At 68.9% G+C, this 16,830-nt stretch carries 13 protein-coding genes and 1 tRNA gene; 10 read left to right on the forward strand and 4 right to left on the reverse strand.

Features of this window, described 5'->3' with window-relative positions:
• Window positions 1-464 precede the first annotated feature (464 nt).
• Window positions 465-537, forward strand: a tRNA-Ile gene (locus IZR01_RS02685).
• A 141-nt stretch (window positions 538-678) separates the two neighbouring features.
• On the opposite strand, the gene IZR01_RS02690 is transcribed toward IZR01_RS02685, so the two are convergent.
• Entirely contained in the window at window positions 679-1,653 is a 975-nt protein-coding gene (locus IZR01_RS02690; protein WP_194894494.1) for a GlxA family transcriptional regulator, read from the reverse strand.
• A gap of 121 nt (window positions 1,654-1,774) precedes the next feature.
• On the opposite strand from IZR01_RS02690, the gene IZR01_RS02695 reads away from it, so the two are divergent.
• The gene (locus IZR01_RS02695) at window positions 1,775-2,698 is read left to right on the forward strand and encodes an NAD-dependent epimerase/dehydratase family protein (protein ID WP_194922742.1); all 924 of its coding nucleotides are present in this window, start codon (window positions 1,775-1,777) and stop codon (window positions 2,696-2,698) included.
• Between the two features lie 136 nt (window positions 2,699-2,834).
• Here IZR01_RS02695 and IZR01_RS02700 read toward each other — a convergent pair whose 3' ends face one another.
• Entirely contained in the window at window positions 2,835-3,641 is an 807-nt protein-coding gene (locus IZR01_RS02700) for an alpha/beta fold hydrolase (RefSeq protein ID WP_194922743.1), read from the reverse strand.
• Window positions 3,642-3,864: 223 nt separating this feature from the next.
• Here IZR01_RS02700 and IZR01_RS02705 point away from each other — a divergent pair, with 223 nt between their 5' ends.
• Entirely contained in the window at window positions 3,865-7,029 is a 3,165-nt protein-coding gene (locus tag IZR01_RS02705) for an AfsR/SARP family transcriptional regulator (RefSeq protein WP_228558850.1), read from the forward strand.
• Between the two features lie 13 nt (window positions 7,030-7,042).
• Here the strand turns inward: IZR01_RS02705 and IZR01_RS02710 are convergent, their stop codons facing one another.
• Window positions 7,043-7,621 carry a CocE/NonD family hydrolase gene (locus IZR01_RS02710; protein WP_194922745.1) on the reverse strand — a complete coding sequence of 193 codons (579 nt, stop codon included), beginning with the start codon at window positions 7,619-7,621 and terminating at the stop codon, window positions 7,043-7,045.
• A gap of 107 nt (window positions 7,622-7,728) precedes the next feature.
• Here IZR01_RS02710 and IZR01_RS02715 point away from each other — a divergent pair, with 107 nt between their 5' ends.
• The 3 genes from IZR01_RS02715 (at window position 7,729) to IZR01_RS02725 (ending at window position 11,857) form a co-directional block, all read left to right on the forward strand.
• A complete protein-coding gene (locus IZR01_RS02715; RefSeq protein WP_194922746.1) occupies window positions 7,729-9,156 on the forward strand; it encodes a hypothetical protein in 1,428 nt (475 codons plus the stop codon).
• A 441-nt stretch (window positions 9,157-9,597) separates the two neighbouring features.
• Window positions 9,598-10,248: an alpha/beta hydrolase gene (locus tag IZR01_RS02720; protein WP_438939685.1), complete on the forward strand. Its 651-nt coding sequence runs from the start codon at window positions 9,598-9,600 to the stop codon at window positions 10,246-10,248.
• Window positions 10,249-10,333: 85 nt separating this feature from the next.
• On the forward strand, window positions 10,334-11,857 hold the full coding sequence (locus IZR01_RS02725) for an MFS transporter (RefSeq protein WP_228558844.1): 1,524 nt from the start codon (window positions 10,334-10,336) through the stop codon (window positions 11,855-11,857).
• A gap of 125 nt (window positions 11,858-11,982) precedes the next feature.
• Here the strand turns inward: IZR01_RS02725 and IZR01_RS02730 are convergent, their stop codons facing one another.
• Window positions 11,983-12,363, reverse strand: coding sequence for a winged helix-turn-helix transcriptional regulator (locus IZR01_RS02730; protein WP_194894505.1), 381 nt, complete (start codon window positions 12,361-12,363; stop codon window positions 11,983-11,985).
• A 76-nt stretch (window positions 12,364-12,439) separates the two neighbouring features.
• Between IZR01_RS02730 and IZR01_RS02735 the strand changes: the two genes are divergently transcribed.
• Genes IZR01_RS02735 through IZR01_RS02750 form a run of 4 tightly spaced genes read left to right on the forward strand, consistent with a single transcriptional unit; the run spans window position 12,440 to window position 16,800 of the window.
• Window positions 12,440-13,366 (forward strand): NADP-dependent oxidoreductase, encoded by a 927-nt coding sequence (locus tag IZR01_RS02735; RefSeq protein ID WP_194922749.1) that lies wholly within the window; start codon window positions 12,440-12,442, stop codon window positions 13,364-13,366.
• Between the two features lie 55 nt (window positions 13,367-13,421).
• Window positions 13,422-15,122 (forward strand): class I adenylate-forming enzyme family protein, encoded by a 1,701-nt coding sequence (locus tag IZR01_RS02740; RefSeq protein WP_194922750.1) that lies wholly within the window; start codon window positions 13,422-13,424, stop codon window positions 15,120-15,122.
• Window positions 15,119-16,003 carry an amidohydrolase family protein gene (locus tag IZR01_RS02745; RefSeq protein ID WP_194922751.1) on the forward strand — a complete coding sequence of 295 codons (885 nt, stop codon included), beginning with the start codon at window positions 15,119-15,121 and terminating at the stop codon, window positions 16,001-16,003. Before IZR01_RS02740 ends, IZR01_RS02745 begins: the two co-directional genes overlap by 4 nt.
• The gene (locus IZR01_RS02750) at window positions 16,003-16,800 is read left to right on the forward strand and encodes an SDR family oxidoreductase (RefSeq protein ID WP_194922752.1); all 798 of its coding nucleotides are present in this window, start codon (window positions 16,003-16,005) and stop codon (window positions 16,798-16,800) included. The genes IZR01_RS02745 and IZR01_RS02750 overlap by 1 nt, the downstream gene beginning before the upstream one ends.
• Window positions 16,801-16,830 lie beyond the last annotated feature (30 nt).

The following is a 16,830-nucleotide window of genomic DNA, read 5'->3' on the forward strand; positions in this document are numbered from 1 at the left end:
TGTGGGGCTCGGAAACACGATTGTGCCTGCGACCTGGTCAGTTGCAACCCGTGGTCGTCGGGTCGAGATCCTGACGGGATGTTCCTGTCGATGGCCTACCGCCTGACGCGACGCGTTCTGAGTTCCGTAGCGGTTCTGCTCCGTCGTGACGTGTCCAAGCAGGTCAAGCCACCCGTACTCCGGTAGGAGAACGCGGTCTAGCAATCTGCTGGACGACTTGCGGAGCGATGAGAATCCCAGGGCCTCGGACCCCGGTTGCCAACAGCTGGAGATCACACGGTCCGACCGGCTCAACTGGGGGGTTACAGCCTCGCTGCCCACGCAGGGATGGTCGTCCCTCTCCGCGCCGTTGCCGACTTCTGAAGCTCCGCTCTTCGCAGCACTCATGTCGTCTACAGAACGCGGCACATACGCGGCAAAACTTGCCCACGAGCCGACTTCAATGGTCCGCTCGCCGCAGGTCAGGGTGCATGTACAGGTGGAAAGGTATAGGGACTCATAATCCCTTGGTCGTCGGTTCGAGTCCGACACGCCCCACTCCTAACAGAATGAAAACATCAGGCCCTGACCAGGTAAATCCCAGGTCAGGGCCCTTTTACGGTGGCAAGTCGTTGGTATGCCAGGTCGGAAGTCGCTCGGGACCGGGCCTGATCGCTTTTGTGGCCGTCCACCTTCTCGTCAGCGGGACGGCCAGTCGCCGCGCACTACTCGGGGCCGCCGGGTGAACGAGGCACGGTACGCGCTGGGCGTGAGACCGACCTTCCTCACCAGGTGACGGCGCAGGGAGTCGGTGGTGACGAGGCCGCTTAGCCGGGCGACCTGATCCATCGGCAGATCTGTGGCCTCCAGAAGCTCCTGGGCCCGGATCACCCGCTGGTGAAGTAACCACTGGAGCGGACTCAGACCGGTCTCCGCGTGGAAGTTGCGGGTCAGGCTGCGGATGCTGGTTCGTGCGTGGACTGCGAGGCCGGCGCGGGTGAGCGGTTCGTGGAGTCTGTCGAGTGCCCAGGCCCGGGTCGCGGCCAGGGAGGTACCGGCCTCCGGGGGCAGCGGCCGCTCGATGAACTGGGCCTGCCCGCCAGGTCGTACGGGTGCCGCGACGACCAGCCGGGCGACCGTGTTCGCCACTGCGGCGCCGTAGTCGGTGCGCACCAGATGGAGGCACAGGTCGATGCCGGCGGACAGCCCGGCCGAGGTCAGGATGTTGCCGTCCTCGACATAGAGCACACCGGGTCGCAGATCGACCGACGGGAAGCGCTGGGCGAACTCCTCGGACTTGGCCCAGTAGGTGGTCGCGCCACGCCCGTCGAGCAGGCCGGCTTCGGCGAGAACAAAGGCTCCCGTGCAGATCGAGGCGATCCTCGTGCCCGCGGCCGCCGCGCGGCGAAGGGCTGAAAGCACTCGTATATCGACGTCTTCGCGCGCATCGGTGCCGGTGACGATGACAGTGTCAGCCTCGGCGACGACCTCGAGCCCGAGACCCACGGTGACCTCCAGGCCGCCACCGCTCGCGATCGGCCCAGGACGGGCGGTGCAGATCCGCACCCGGTAGCCGGGATCTCCGTTGACGACCGTTTCTCCAAGCACCATGCCCGGGATCGAGAGGTCGAAGGTGGTGGCTGGGGGGACTGCGATGACGGCGACCTGATGCATGGCCCGAACCTCCGGATGTATGGCATTCGGGCCACTAGCCTACGGGCCACCGGAGAGGAAGGGTTGAGTCGTCGCCGCGGCTCTCGCAGCGGCCAGTTCACCTCGATCGAGGAGCGACCACGTGTCCTTGTATGTCGTTGTCGGAGCCGGAGCCACCGGATCGGCCACCGCCCGCCTTCTGGCCGATTCCGGTGAGCAGGTGCGTCTCGTCACCCGCCGAGGCAGTGGTCCGGCGCACGAACGGATCGAGCTGGTACGAGCCGACGCCACCGACAGCTCCCGCCTCATCGAGCTGACGGCGGGAACCGCGGCCGTGTTCAACTGCGCCATGCCGCCCTACGACCGCTGGCCCTCCGAGTTCCCACCCCTGGCCCGAGCCCTGCTGACCGCAGTGGAACGCACCGGCACGGACTACGTCATGCTCGGAAACACCTACGGCTACGGTCCCGTCGACGGACCGGTCACCGAAGACCTTCCCATGAGACCGACCAGCATCAAGGGCCACATCCGAGCCCAGATGTGGCATGAAGCCCTCGACGCCCACGACGCGGGACGGGTACGAGTGACCGAGGTTCGAGCAGGCGACTACTTGGGCGCGGGCGCCATCTCGCCCTTCACACTCATGGTCGGTGCACAGGTGCTGAACGGCTCGCCCGTCTCCTACCCCGGCGACCTCGACGCTCCGCACAGCTGGACCTACACCGGTGATGCCGCACGCACACTCATCGCCGCGGCCCGACATGAGAAGTCGTGGGGGCGGGCTTGGCACGTACCGTCCACCTCCGGGGCGTCGGTCCGCGAACTGGCCGCACGTCTGGCGGCCACTGCCGGTAGTCGCGCGCCCGAACTGGGCCGCATGACGGTCAGCGAACTCGAAGAGATCGGGCGGACGAACCCCGTCATGGCCGAGGTCCCGGAAATGCTGTATCTGTATGACCGCCCGAACGTCCTCGACGCCTCCATCACGACGGCGGCCTTGAACGTCACACCCACCGGGACAGCCGCCGTCCTCGACGAAATGGCCACAGCCCACGGCCAGTTGTAGGAGCTTCCGGGAAACGATCACTTCGAGGGCGGGAAGCGCCTCGCCGCACACGGGTTGTTCGATCAGCTGCGGCACGGTCGAAGCCGCAGCGTTTCGAACAGGATGCCCGAAGTCTCGCCGCCGCCGCCCGAGCAACTCAGTGGGTGTTCTCGCCCACGAATGCGAGCAGGTCGGCGTTGAGCTGCTGGCGATGCGATAGCTGGAGCATGTGGGATCCGTTGGGGTAGACCACGAGTTTGCTGTCCGGGATCAGGTCGGCTGAGCGGCGGCCGCAGGACTCCAGGGGTGCGAAGACGTCGCTGTCGCCGTGGATCACCAGGGCCGGGAGCCGGATCCGGCTGGCCTCGGGCCTGAAGTCGGCGGCGATGTTGGCCGCGGTGCATTCGATCGCGGCCTGGAGCGACACGCTCATCCACTCCTGGATCGTCCGGTCCTTCTCCAGCTGTGGGATCTCGCGGCCGGGGAGTCCGGCGCCGAAGGACGCGGCCGCGTTGTCCATCACCCATCGGCCGTAGTCGTCCCGCAGCGTCTCCAGCAGTGCCGCGCCACTCGCGGGGTCGACGTCCAGCTTCGGTGCCGTGGAGCCCACGAGGGCGAACCGTGAGACGCGCCGGGCCTGATGCCGTGTCAGGTAGCGGATGACCTCGCCGCCTCCCATCGAGTGGCCGACGAGGGTGACATCGGAGAGCTCGAGCCCGTCGAGCACGGCGGCGAGATCGTCGGCGAGCGTGTCGAAGTCGTAGCCGGTACCGGGGTCGTCGGATCGGCCGTGGCCCCGCCGGTCGAAGGCGATCGCACGAAAGCCGTGCTCGACCACGTACTGCATCTGGTGCTGCCACATCTGGCTGCTCATCAGCATGCTGTGAACGAACACCACCGGCCGGCCGGTGCCCCAGTCCCGGTAGAACAACGACGTGTCGTCGGTCGTGACGATGCTTGGCATGAGGTCTCCTCGAATAGCTTGTCCCCGGCGGCCGGATCGGCCGCTAAGACAACGATCGGCCGTACCGTCACCGAAGGGTCAAGGCCGCTCACGTGGAGAACTCTCCGGTAGCCGGAAGGTTGGCCGGTCGCTGCCAGGTCGGAACCGCCGCACCCATAGCCATTGCGGAGCGGCGGTTGTCCCGGTTCCGGGCGGGGCCAGGCATCATGAGGGCGTGCGTTTCATGATTCTCGGGCCGGTGCAGGCCGTGGCCGACAGTGGCGAGGTGGTCAACCTCGGTGGGCCGCGGGTTCGGGGGGTGCTGGGGTTCCTGGCTTCGGAGCCGGGGCGGGTGATCGGTGTGGATCGGCTGGTCGACGGGTTGTGGGGGCGTGATCTTCCGGGCAATGCTGTGAACGCGCTGCAGACGCTGGTCAAGCGGCTGCGGACGGCGGTCGGGCCGGCGGTGGTCGTGGCCCGTTCCACCGGCTACTTGTTGGATGTCGATCCCGCTGATGTGGATGCGTCCTGCTTCCTGCGGCTCGTTGATGAGGGGGGTGCGCTGCTGGGTACCAGGGCGGATCTGGCGGCGAAGAGCCTGGATGAGGCGTTGGGGTTGTGGCGGGGGCCGGCGTTGGCCGATGTGGCCGGGATGCCGTTCGCCGAGCATGTCGTCGCGCAGCTCGCTGAGCGGCGGTTGGATGCCGTGTTGGACCGGGCGCAGTGCTACCTCGCGCTGGGTCGTCCCGGCCGGGTGGTTGAGGAGTTGGCCACTGAGCTCGCCGTCGATCCGTTGCGGGAGCGGGTGGCCGCGGTGTTGATGCGGGCGCTGCGGGCGGATGACCGGCGATCTGAGGCGCTGGCGGTTTTCGAGCGCACCAGGCGGGAGCTCGCCGAGCAGTTGGGGGTCGGGCCTTCGGCGCCGTTGGCTCAGGCGCATCTGGAGTCGCTGGAGGAGAAGGCGCCGCGGGCGCGGCCGGCCGTGGTCACGAATATCCAGGCCAGGCTGACGAGTTTCGTCGGGCGGCAAGGTGAGGTCGAGGCGCTGACCCGGCGGCTGGCCGCCTCCCGGCTGGTGACGGTGGTCGGGGCCGGCGGGGCGGGGAAGACCCGGTTGGCCGAGGAGACGGCGCTGCGGTCGCTGGAGCGCTGGCCGGGCGGGGTGTGGCAGATCGAGCTGGCGCCGGTCGGGGACGCCTCGGGGGTGCCGTTCGCGTTCTTGAAGGTGTTCGCGATCCGGGACGCGGACGGCGACGACGCGGCCGAGCGGGTCGCCGAGGTGCTGTCCGGGGAGCCGACGCTGCTGGTCGTCGACAACTGCGAGCACGTGATCGACGCCACCGCCCGCCTGGTCGAGGATCTGCTCGTCCGCTGCCCGGGGCTGCGGGTCCTGGCCACCAGCCGGGAGCCGCTGGGGATCGACGGCGAGGTGCTGTGCCCGGTGCCGCCGCTGGCGAGTTCGCCGCCCGGCGCCGACGCCGCCCAGGCGCTCGGCTACGCCTCGGTGCGGCTGTTCGCCGACCGCGCGGCCTCGGTCCGGCCGGGGTTCGCGGTGGCCGACGACAACGTCGCCGCGGTGGTCGCGATCTGTTCCCGGCTCGACGGGGCGCCGCTGGCGATCGAGCTGGCCGCCGCCCGCTCGCGCGCGCTGACCCCGCAGAAGATCGCCGAGCGGCTGGACGACCGGTTCCGCCTGCTGACCGGCGGCAGCCGCACCGCGCTGCCCCGGCACCAGACGCTACGTGCGGTGGTGGACTGGAGCTGGGGACTGCTCTCGGATCGGGAACGCCGACTGCTGTGCCGGCTGGCGGTGTTCTCCGGCGGGGCGAGTCTGGACGCGGCCGAGGCGATGTTCGGGGACGAAGCCCTCGACGTCCTGCCCGCGCTTGTCGACAAGTCTCTGCTAGAGGTCGACGGCGCCGACCGCTACCGGATGCTGGAGACGATCCGGGCATTCGTGCAGGAGCGCCTGGTCGAGGCCGGCCAGGAGCAGAGCGCTGCCCGGGAGCACGCACGCTACTTCCTACAGACCGCGGAACACGCCGTCCCGATGTTGTTCTCCGACTCCCAACTGGAGTCGATCGAGCTGTTCGGCGCCGAGCACGACAACCTGGTCGCAGCCCTGCGATGGGCCATCGACCAGGGCGAGGCGGAGGTCGCGCTGCGACTGTGCGGAGCACTGGTCTGGTTCTGGTGGCTGCGCGGCCATCGGCTGGAGGCCTACCAGTGGGCCGGGCAGGCGATCGCCTCGGCCGCCGAGCAGGTTCCGGCGGGCGCGGCGCGCGCCTACGCGGCGTCGGTGTTCGCCACCCACCTCGCCTCCTTCGTTCATCCGACCGATTTCTCAGCGGTCACCGCCGAGCCGGAGCGGCTGGCCGCGATGGCGGCGCGGTTCCAGGAACTGCTGGCCCTGGCGCGGGCCGAGGGGCCGGTGCATCCCATGCTGGAGGTGTCCGGGGCGATGCTGACCGCCATGGCCGGCGACCGGGATCGGGCCTTGCGCTGGCTGGACCGCTGCGTGGACGCGCCCGATCCGTGGCTGGCGGCGGCCGGTCGCATGATGCGGGGCAACCTGCGCATCATGCTGGCCCGGCCGGATCTGGCCGGACCCGACCTGCAGGCGGCGGTCGCCGGGTTCCGTGCGCTGGGCGAGCGGTGGGGCCTGAGTCAAGCGCTGCTGCTGCGGTTCCGGCACGCCGCGATCACGCAGGGCATCGTCGCCGCGTCGCCGTTGATCGCCGAAGCGGGTCAGCTCATCGCGGACTGGCTCAGTCCGGAGGAGATCGTCGCCGCCCTGATGCGCCTGGCCCATGAGCGGCTGATCGCCGAGGATGTCGACGGCGCGGTCCGGGACGTGGCCCGGGCCAAGGAGATCGCCGCGGCCGGAGTGCCACCGGAGTGGAACGCCCAGATCCAGCTCGCCGAGGCCGACATCGCGCGCCGCCGGGGCGATTTCGCGGCGGCCTGGCCCGCGTACGCCGAAGGGCTTGAGGCGATGGAGCGAGGCCGGCTCACCGTCCCGCAGGATGTCGCCTGGGCTCGGGCCGGTTATGGCCGCGCCCTCACCGCTTCGGGGGATCCGGGCGCCGGCATCGTCCAGCACCGGCTGGCGCTGGACGCGCTCGGCGCGTTGCGGGACATCCCGATCCTCACCGTGGTGGTGCTGGGCGCGGCGGTGACGCTGGAGGCGGCCGGTCGAGCCGAGGAAGCGGCGGTCCTGTTCGGTGCGGAGGTCGCGCTCATGGGGCCAGGGCTTGTTCGCGGTCCCGAGATCGTCAGTGCGCGCGAGCGTACGGCCGCGACGTTGGGTGTCCCGGTATACCAGCGGGCTCACGAGCGCGGCGCGGCGATGGCCTACGAGGAGGTGATCGCCGTGATGCGATCAGCGCTCGGCGACGGGCAGCAGTAGCCGCATGATGCGATCAGTGCTCGGCGACGGGCAGCAGTAGCCGGGAGGGCGTCCGGGGGCCGTGATGGATCCGGTTCACGGCCGGGAGTTCGCCCGGCTCGGCGTACTTGGGGACGCTACCGCCGCTGACGTCGAGCCGGATCCGGTGCCCGGACGCGAACAGCGCGGTCGCCGCACCGAGGTCGATGTGCAGCTCGTAAAGCTCGCGGGCGCGCCGGACCCGGGCGATCCCGTCGGTGATGAAGCGGGCGCTGTCATCGGGGCCGACATCGACCAGTTTTCCGGTGATCCCGCCGTCCGGAATGGAAGAGGTCACGAAGACGACCAGTTCGACGGCGCCGGCGATGCGGACCGGCTCCGTCAACGCGGGGCTCGTGTAACACAGGACGTCTTCCCGGACCTCGACCGGACGCTGGTCGAGGAGGTCGGTCGTGGGCACCGCGGTGAACGGGTCGTAGTCGAACCGGTCCAGCGCGGCCCGCACCGGTTCAGAAGCGCTGAGTGCGCCGTCCCCTCTGTAGGTGTTGGCACGGCCCTGGCTGAGCAGGTAGTAGCGGTAATGCTGGTGCTGCGGCCAGTGCCGGTTCGTCATGATCAGACTCTGCGCGGACCCGCTGGCAAGGCACTGGCAGACCGCTGGCAGACCGGCCCGGTGGTGGCCGACAGCCGACTGCCAGTGGCCCGCAGCACACTCGGCCCATGTTGAAAAGCAGCTACGCCGCAGCGCTGTCCTCCATGCTGGTCGGGACCGTGAGCCTGCCCGGCGGGGCCCCCGCCCCGGCGCCGGCCGTCCACGTGACCGTGAGCGCGGACCACGTGATCACCCGGCTGACCGACGGGGCAGTCGGGGTCAACACCGCGATCTGGAACCCCGACCTGCTCGACCGGCCGACCGACCGGCTGATCCGCGACGCCGGAATCCAGACCCTGGCCTTCGACGGCGGCGGGGTCAGCGACCTGTACCACTGGCGCACCGGCGAGCTCAGCCCCGATCCCCAGGCTGCCGTGCACGATGCCCAGGGCCTGGACTATGAGGACCTCAAGCCGCAGTTCAGCTTCGACCAGTTCGCCGCGACCGCGCGGGCGACCGGCAGCAAGATGCTGGTCCACGTCGACTACGGGACCGGTACGCCGCAGGAGGCCGCCGACTGGGTGCGCTACGCCAACAAGATCCGCCACTACGGCGTCCAGGAATGGGCCATCGGCGAGGAGACGTACTTCAACGGCGCGCTCGGTGCCGGTCTGAACACCGAGCCCGACGGCCACGCGGACAAGTCGGCGCAGGCCTACGCGACGAACTCGCTCGCCTTCATCAAGGCGATGAAGGCCGCCGATCCCGGCATCCGGGTGGGGCTGGAACTGGCCGCCCCGATCCCCGGGACGCCGATGCCGGACTGGGACAAAACGGTGCTCCAGGTGGCCGGATCGGCGGCGGACTTCGTCGACGTCCACTACTACACCGGCGCCCAGACCGACGACGCGCTGCTGGCCTCACCGCAGACCGCGATCCCCAAGGGCATGTCGGCCCTGAGCTCCCTGGTCGCGTCCTACAACCCCAAGCTGAAGATCGACATCGGGGAGACCAACTCCTTCTACCGGCAGGCACCGCAGCAGATCAGCCCCACCAACGCGCTCTACCTGCCCGAGTCCGTCCTGGCCATGCTGGAGAACGGCGCCAGCGAAGTCGACTGGTGGGCCCTGTACAACAAGTGGGGCGGGAGCGCCGAGAACGGCTACGGCGACCTCGGGCTTCTCGCATCCGGCAACGTCAGCGACGACGGCAAGTCCCAGGGCCCCGGGGCGGACACCAAATTCGACCCCTACTACGGCATGCAGCTTCTCGGCGCGCTGGCCCGCCCCGGCGCCAAGCTCGTGACCGCCACCGCGGGCGGAACCGTCGTGGCGCACGCCGCCCTGCTGCCCGACTCCGAACTCGGCGTGCTGCTGGCGAACAACGATCCCGGCCACGCGGCCCCGGTGGACCTGCGGGTCGCCGGATTCCACGCGCGGTCCGAAGCGACCATCCTGACCTGCAGCGCGGCCACGCACGGCATCACCGTGACGCACGGGACGGTCCCCAAGACACTGCCGCCGTACTCCCTCACGCTGGTCCTTTTGCAGCGCTGAGCACGGCATCCGCCTGGCATCCGCCTGCCGGCACGACCGCCGGCCTGAGGCTGACCGAGTGAATCACAGTTATGTTCTCCAAATATGGCGGGGTAGCTTTCTGCTGAGCACATGGGGCAGGGGCCCCGAACCTGCTGAAAGGGGCACCCTGCCATGCATCTTCGTACGCATCTTGGTATGCATCCTGGTACGCATCTCGGTATGCGCCGCAGCGTACTTCTGGCCGCGTTCGGAACCATCACCGCCGTGTCGCTGACCATGGGCGGCGTGGCTTCGGGCGATGTTCTTCCCGTGCCTGCTCCAGTACCACGAGCCCGCACCGCAGTGGATAAGGGCATTGTGGAAGTGCTCCACGTCTCAGCGGCGGCCGATGCCGGCCCCCGGTCGCGTGATGTCTATGTTTATCGTCCCGGCGTGACCGCGAGTTCGGCGTTACCGGTTCTGTACATGTTGCACGGCTATCCAGGACATCCCGCAGCGTTGATGCGCTGGATGGCTCCCATGCTGGATACCGCATTCGAGCGCGGTGCGGCCCCGTTCATCGTCGCGATTCCGGATGGCAACAGCACGGCGCACTCCGACACCGAGTGGGCCGACTCCGTTGACGGGCGGACGCTCGTCGAGTCGTCGCTGATCCGGAAGATCCTCCCGGCGGTCGAGGGGCCGGTCCCGCTGCCGGCGGGGATGCGCGCGATCGGGGGCTTCTCGATAGGGGGTTACGGGGCGGCGAATCTCGCCCTGCGGCATCCCGATCTGTTCGGTCAGGTGGTCTCGGTGTCGGGCTACTTCCATGTCGACGACACGTCCGGCATGTTCGCCAAACGCCGCGCGGCGATCGCCGCCAACACGCCGGACGCCATGGTCCGGGCCGCCTCGGGCCGCCGGTTCCTGCTGATCGAGGCGAAGAACGAGTCCGAGCCGTTGGTCGCCGGCCAGGCCGCCGACTTCGCCAGCCGGTTGCGCGCCTGTCACTGCGCCGACGATGTGGAGCTACGGATGGAGCGCGGCGACCACAACGTGGATTTCGTCGGTGCGCAGACCCCCGCGATCGTGGCCTTCCTGGACGCGGGCTGGCGTCGTCCGGTGCAGTGACGCCGGCTGCCAGGTCGTGGCGACGACTCCAGGACGTGGCGAGTCGTCGCCCGCACAGTCCCCGTCTTTGATCGACAATGGTCGCATGCACCCGCGGCGCTGGCACATTCTCATGGCTTTGAGCGTCGCGCTCTGCACGGTCAACATCGGCACGTTGGCGCTCAACATCGGCCTGCCGAGCATCGGCGTGGCGATGCGGGCGACGACCAGCCAGCTCCAGTGGATCACCGAGGCGTACGTCCTCGCCCTGGCCGCGCTCATGATCACCGCGGGCTCGCTCGCCGATCGCTTCGGCCGCCGGCGGGTGCTGGTGGCCGGATTGCTCCTGTTCGCCGCCGCTTCGGCGCTCGGCGCGCTGTGCCACGCGCCGTGGCAGCTCATCATGGTGCGCGCGGTGTCGGGTGCGGCCGGGGCGATGATCATGCCGTCCACGCTGTCGATCGTCCGGAACGTCTTCCCGCCCGAGGAGATGGTCAAGGCGATGGCGGTCTGGACCGGCGTGGTCAGCGCGGGCGTCATGCTCGGGCCGATTGCCGGCGGGGTCCTCGTGGAGGCCTGGGGCTGGCCGGCGTTGTTCTGGATGAACGTGCCGCTCGTCGCCCTGGCGCTGCTGGCCGTCGGGCTGGTGGTCCCGGAATCGCGCGCGGCCGGCCGGCGTCCGCTGGACCCGCTGGGCATGGTGCTGGGCGCGGCGTCGACGACGGCCCTGGTCTACTCGGTGATCCAGGCTCCGCACGCGGGTTGGATCAGCGCGGGGACGCTGGGGACGTTCGGCGGCGGCGTGGTCGGGTTCGCCGTGTTCCTGTGGTGGGAGCGCCGAACGCGGTATCCGATGCTCGATCTGACGTTGTTCCACAATCCGCGGTTCTGGGCGGCGAGCATGGCGGTGACGATCGCCTACTTCGCGCTCATGGGTACCGCGTTCCTGCTGACGCTCTACATGCAGACGGTCCAGGGCCACAGCCCGGTCGGCTCGGCGCTGCGGCTGACGCCGATGGCGGTCGCCGCCGGCGTCGCCGCGGTCGCAGCCGAACCGCTCGTCCACCGGTTCGGGACGCGCGACGTCGTCGCCGGCGGCCTGGTGGTCACGGCGCTCGGCATGGCCGTGTTCTCAACGGTCGGCTGGCGGAACAACGAGACGCTGGTGTTGACCGGTCTCGGGGTGCTGACGCTGGGCCTGGTCGCGGCGGGCATCGCCGCCAGCGAGTCCATCATGAGCTCGGTGTCGGCGGACCAGGCGGGCTCGGCGGCGGCGGTCGACGAGACCTCGATCGAGCTGGGCGGCACGCTCGGCGTCGCGGTCATGGGCAGCGTCTACGCGGCCGGGTTCGCCTCCGGCCTGGCCTCGGCCGCCCGGGCGCTCCCGGCCGAGCTGCGAAAGGTCGCGACCGAGTCGGTCAGCGGCGCGATCGAGGCCGCGGACCGGGTCGGCGGGCCGGTCGGGGCCGATTTCGCCGCGGTCGCGCGGGCATCGTTCCTGGACGGGACGCAGACCGCCGCCTGGATCGGCGCGGGCGTCGCGTTGGCGGGGGCGCTGCTGACGCTGCGGTTCCTTCCGGGCGCGGAACACGACACGCCAGTTGCGTACCCGACTATCGATGAGGTCTGAGTCAACCTGATCACGCCGGATTCCCGGGGTTCCGCCATCGGGGGCGCACGCCGGATTCGGCCGCTGCCGGCAACCGACCCCATCTGTGACCCCGTCGTCAGCAGGTCTCTGCCCTGGCAGGGGCCTCAGTCGCCGTGGGCCACCGGTTCGGGGGCGGCGTCGAGCGCATCGAGGATCGCCTCGCCGTTCGCCCTCGCCCATTCGGTCAGCATGTGGATCGGATCGATCAGCGTCGCTCCGAGCGGGGTGAGTTCGTACTCGACGCGGGGCGGCACCTCGGGGTAGGCGTGGCGGCGGATGAGTCCGTGGGCCTGGAGCCGGCGGAGCGTCTGGGTGAGCATCTTGCGGGAGATGCCGCCGATCAGTTCGATCAGCTCGCCGTGGCGTACCGGGCCCTCGCTGAGGCCGTAGAGCACGACCGCCGTCCATTTATCGGCGAGCAGTTCGACCGCCAGGCGGGCCGGGCAGTCGGCGAGAAAGCCGCAATCAGGACCGGAATCGCTCATGGCGCCAAGGTTACCTGCCGGTTCCTATCGGATACATAGCCTGGAATCTCTCCCCCTCCAAAGCCAGGAGAGAGTCATGCGAGTCATCACCCAGTACCAGCTCGGCGGTCCCGAGGTGCTCACCATCTTGGACGCTCCCGAGCCCCGGCCGCTGCCGACCGAGGTCCTCGTCCGCGTCAAGGCGATCGGGCTGGGACCGCTGGAGGCACGCCTGCGCGCCGGCGAGTTCCCATTACTCCACCAGCCGCCGTTCACCCTCGGCTGGGACATCAGCGGCGTGGTCGAAGAGGCCTCGACAGGGCGGTTCAAGCCCGGCGACGAAGTGTTCGGAATGCCGCTGTTCCCCAGGGCGGCCAACGCGTACGCCGAATTCGTGGCGGCGCCGGCGTTGCACCTGGCACTCAAGCCGGCGTCGCTCTCGCACGTCGAGGCGGCGGCGCTGCCGTCCGTCGGGCTCACGGCGTGGCAGGGCCTGGTCGACCTCGCCGGGGTGACCGAGGGCGACCGCGTCCTGGTGCACGGCGGTGGCGGCGGAGTCGGCCACGTCGCGATCCAGATCGCGAAATCAATCGGCGCGCACGTGATCGCGACCGCCAGCGCGAGCAAGCGGAAGGTCGTCGAGGCGTGTGGCGCCGACGAGGTGATCGACTACACGGCGGTCGACTTCACCGACGCGGCCGGCGAGATCGACGTCGTGCTGGACACGATCGGGGGCGACACCGCCCGGCGGTCGATGGAAGTGCTCCGCCCGGGCGGTCATCTGGTGACGGCGGTCGCCGAGGACGATCTGGAGCTCATCGCCGAGTGCGAGGCAGCCGGCATGCGCTTCAGCGCCATCGCGGTCGACCCCGATCCGGTCGCTCTGCGAGGTCTGGTCGAACTCGTCGAGCAGCGCCGGCTCCGGGTCCACGTGCAGGAGACGTTCCCGTTCGAGCGCGTCGCCGACGCGCACCGACTGCTCGATGCCGGCCACCTCCAAGGCAAGCTCGTCCTGACCGTCTGATCCCGTCGTGGGGTCGCACGTGAGCGGGGCCCCATTCATCACCGAGAAGGTCCTCATGGCCATCACGCAAGACGACACCCTCCTCACGCAAGAGTTGATCGAGAGATACAGTTCCGCCGGCTACTGGACAGACACGACGCCCGCCGATGTCTTCAGGCGCAATGCCCGTGAGGCTCCGGACAAGATCGCCTATATCGATGACCGGTCGAAGGTCACGTGGGGCGAGCTGTGGCGCATCAGCGGCGAGGTGGCGTCGGGCCTTGCCCACCGGGGAGTCCGGCGCGGCGATGTCGTCGCGGTTCAACTCCCGAACCGGCTCGAATTCGTCTACGTGCTGGCCGCGGTCGTTCGCTTGGGCGCCGTGTTCTGTCAGTTCCCGCCGGACTACCGCGCACGCGAGATCGAGTTCATCCTCCGGTTCTCCGAGGCGCACACGGTGGTGGTGCCGGACCGGTTCCGGGGCTTCGACCACATCGAGATGGTCGACGGCATCCGGGATCGCCTTCCGCAGCTGGTCAACACGATCGCCGTACCCACCGGTGAGTCACCGGTCACGCTCGATGGGGACCTTTGGGGCACGCTCGACCAGATCCGCGGCGACCTGGATCCCACCGACCCCGCACCTGACCGTCCCAGCGCCGCGAACGATGTCATGCGCATCGCGTTCACCTCGGGGACGACCGGAGAACCCAAGGCGGTGATGCACACCGCGAACACCACTTTGTACATGGTTCAGCGCGAGAACGATGAGCGGGGCGTCGACGGCGACGCCACCCTCCTCATCTTCCTGCCCGTCGGTCTGAACGCCGGCTTCGGCACCGTCCTTCAGGCCGCAGTCGCGGGGGCCCGCGGCGTCCTGATGGAGAGGTTCCAGCCGAGTGCCGTACTGGACCTGGTGGAGCGGCATGCTGTGACGACGTTCCTCGCCGCGCCCACCGCCATCATCGCGATCCTGGCCGAGGAGAGTCTCGACGACCGGGACCTCTCGTCCTTGCGCGTCGTGCAGACCGGTGGGTCATCGACACCCACGGAAGTGTTGAGAGAAGCGAACGAGAGGCTGGGCTGCCCGGTCGTCGACTTGTACGGCATGCTCGAAACCGGTGTGACCTCGTGTACTTCTCCGGAAGAGCCCTATGAGGAATGGGTGGGCACGGTCGGCAGGCCCTATCCATTCATGCGAGTGCGAATCCTCGATTCCGACGATGTGGACGTCCCCGTCGGAACCGAGGGTGAGATCGTGAAGACCGGCCCGACGATGACAGTCGGGTACTACCGCAACCCGGCCAAGAACCAGGAGAGCTGGACCTCGGACGGGTGGTTCCGGTCCGGAGACCGCGGCTATATCGACGCGGCCGGCAGGCTCACAGTCTCGGGCCGCTCCAAGGACATGATCATCCACGGCGGTGCCAACATCTGGCCCCGAGAGCTCGAAGAGGTGCTGCTCAGACACCCAGGAGTCGCGGGCGTCGCAGTGGTCGGCATTCGCGACGACTACTTCGGCGAGAACGTGTGCGCCTGTGTCGTACCTCGCCCCGGCGCCGATCTCACGCTGGAGGACATCATCGGCTTCATGAAGAACGAGGTCGCCAAGTACAAGCTCCCTCAGCACCTCGAACTGTTTGAGTCGTTCCCGCTGGGACCGACAGGCAAAGTCGTCAAGCGCGAACTCACCAAAGAGGTTGACAGGCGCCGAATGCGCCGGACGGCTGCGGACACATCCGCAGCCACATCCACATCCAACGGAGCACCGCAGTGAACACATCGCCGCACCGACTCATCGACTTCCACTCCCATTGGGGCACCGAGCAAGGCTGGAAGGGCAGCCCGTATCAGACCCCTGAGGCTCGGGAGGCGGTGCGCAAGTACTTCAAGTGGGACATGAGCTTCGTCAGTGAACAGGAGCAGGCGGTCCAGCTCCGTCGGGCCAACGCCAAGGCGATGCTCGACCTGGCGTACACCTACACGATGGATGTCGGTGCGGTACGGGACCAGCATGACTACGCGTTCGACTTCGCACGCGACCACCCCGATGTCGTACTCGGCAACTGGATCGGTATCGATCCGACGCGGCCGGGCCATGTCAAGGAGTTCGAGCGCTGCCTGAGTGAGGGGCCGGGACTGGTCGGGCTCTCGGTTCACCCGTTCTCCGCGGCCGGTACGCCGGACCAGCCGGGGTGGGAGGAGTGCCTGAACCTGTGCGTTGAGGCCAACCGTCCGATCTTGATGCTCGTGGGCATGTCAGCCAACGGCGCCGGGATGCGTGGCGGCATGGGCTTCGAGCTCGACGACTGTCATCCCCGCTACGTCGACCGCATCGCAGCCCGGTATCCGGAGCTGAACGTGATCGCGGCCCGCGTGGCGTGGCCGTGGCAGTCGGAGATGATCGCGATCGCCCTGCACAAGGCGAACGTCTGGATGGAGCTTCACGGCTGGGCTCCGCGCTACTACCCCGAGGAACTCAAACGCGAGATCGGCGGACGGCTCCGCAAGAAGGCGCTCTTCGCCGCCGACTACCCGATGCTCAGCCACGAACGGCTCGTGACCGAATGGCGTGAGCAGGGCTTCGCGGCGGACGTCCTCGACGACGTGTTCTCCGGCAACGCCGAATCGTTCCTGACATCGATCGGAGTTCACTGATGGATCTGGGACTGACCGGCAAGGTGGCCATCGTCGGCGGCGGCAGCGACGGCTTGGGACTGGCGATCGTCGATCGTCTCCTGCAAGAGGGCGCATTCGTCGCGTTCTTCGCGCGACGCGCGGAGAAGGTCGCAGCCGCGGCTGAGAAGCTTGCCGGCAAGTACGGCCCGGAGAAGGTCCTCGGACTGGCCGCCGACTGTTCGGACGCCGCCGACATCGACCGGGTCACGGCCGCGACGGTCGCCCGGTTCGGCCCGGCCGTGCACGTGCTGGTCACCAACGACGGTGGACCGCCGATCCGCCGCATCTCCGAACTCACCGACGACGTCTGGCTCACGGCCTTCGAACGCCACTTCTTCTACGTGGTCCGGTCGGTGCGAGCCACGCTGCCGCACCTGAGCGCCGAGGGCGGCAGCATCCTCAACGTGGTCTCCAGCGTCGTCCAGCGCCCGGCCATAGCCATGGCGGCCCCGGTCGCGGTGTGGTCGGCCGTGATCGGCTACGCCCAGACTCTCGCCCTGGAGGTCGGGAAGGACGGCGTCAACGTCAATACCCTGATGGCCGGGATGTTCGACACGCAGCTCGTCGACAAGTTGATCGCCAGACAGCCCGAGCTCTCGAAGGACCGTCTCGGGAGCAAGGTGCCGATGGGACGGATCGGCGAGCCGCACGAGTTCGCCGACATCGTCGCGACGCTCGTGTCGCCGAACTCCAGATTCATCACCGGACTCGTGGCTCCCGTCGACGGCGGGTCCACCGTCGGGACCGGCTTCGAATCGCCGATCGCTTCGGCGTGAGATAGCGAGTCGCTACGACACGGCTGCGAC

The sequence above is a fragment of the Catenulispora pinisilvae genome, from assembly GCF_015356865.1.
GTDB lineage: Bacteria > Actinomycetota > Actinomycetes > Streptomycetales > Catenulisporaceae > Catenulispora > Catenulispora pinisilvae.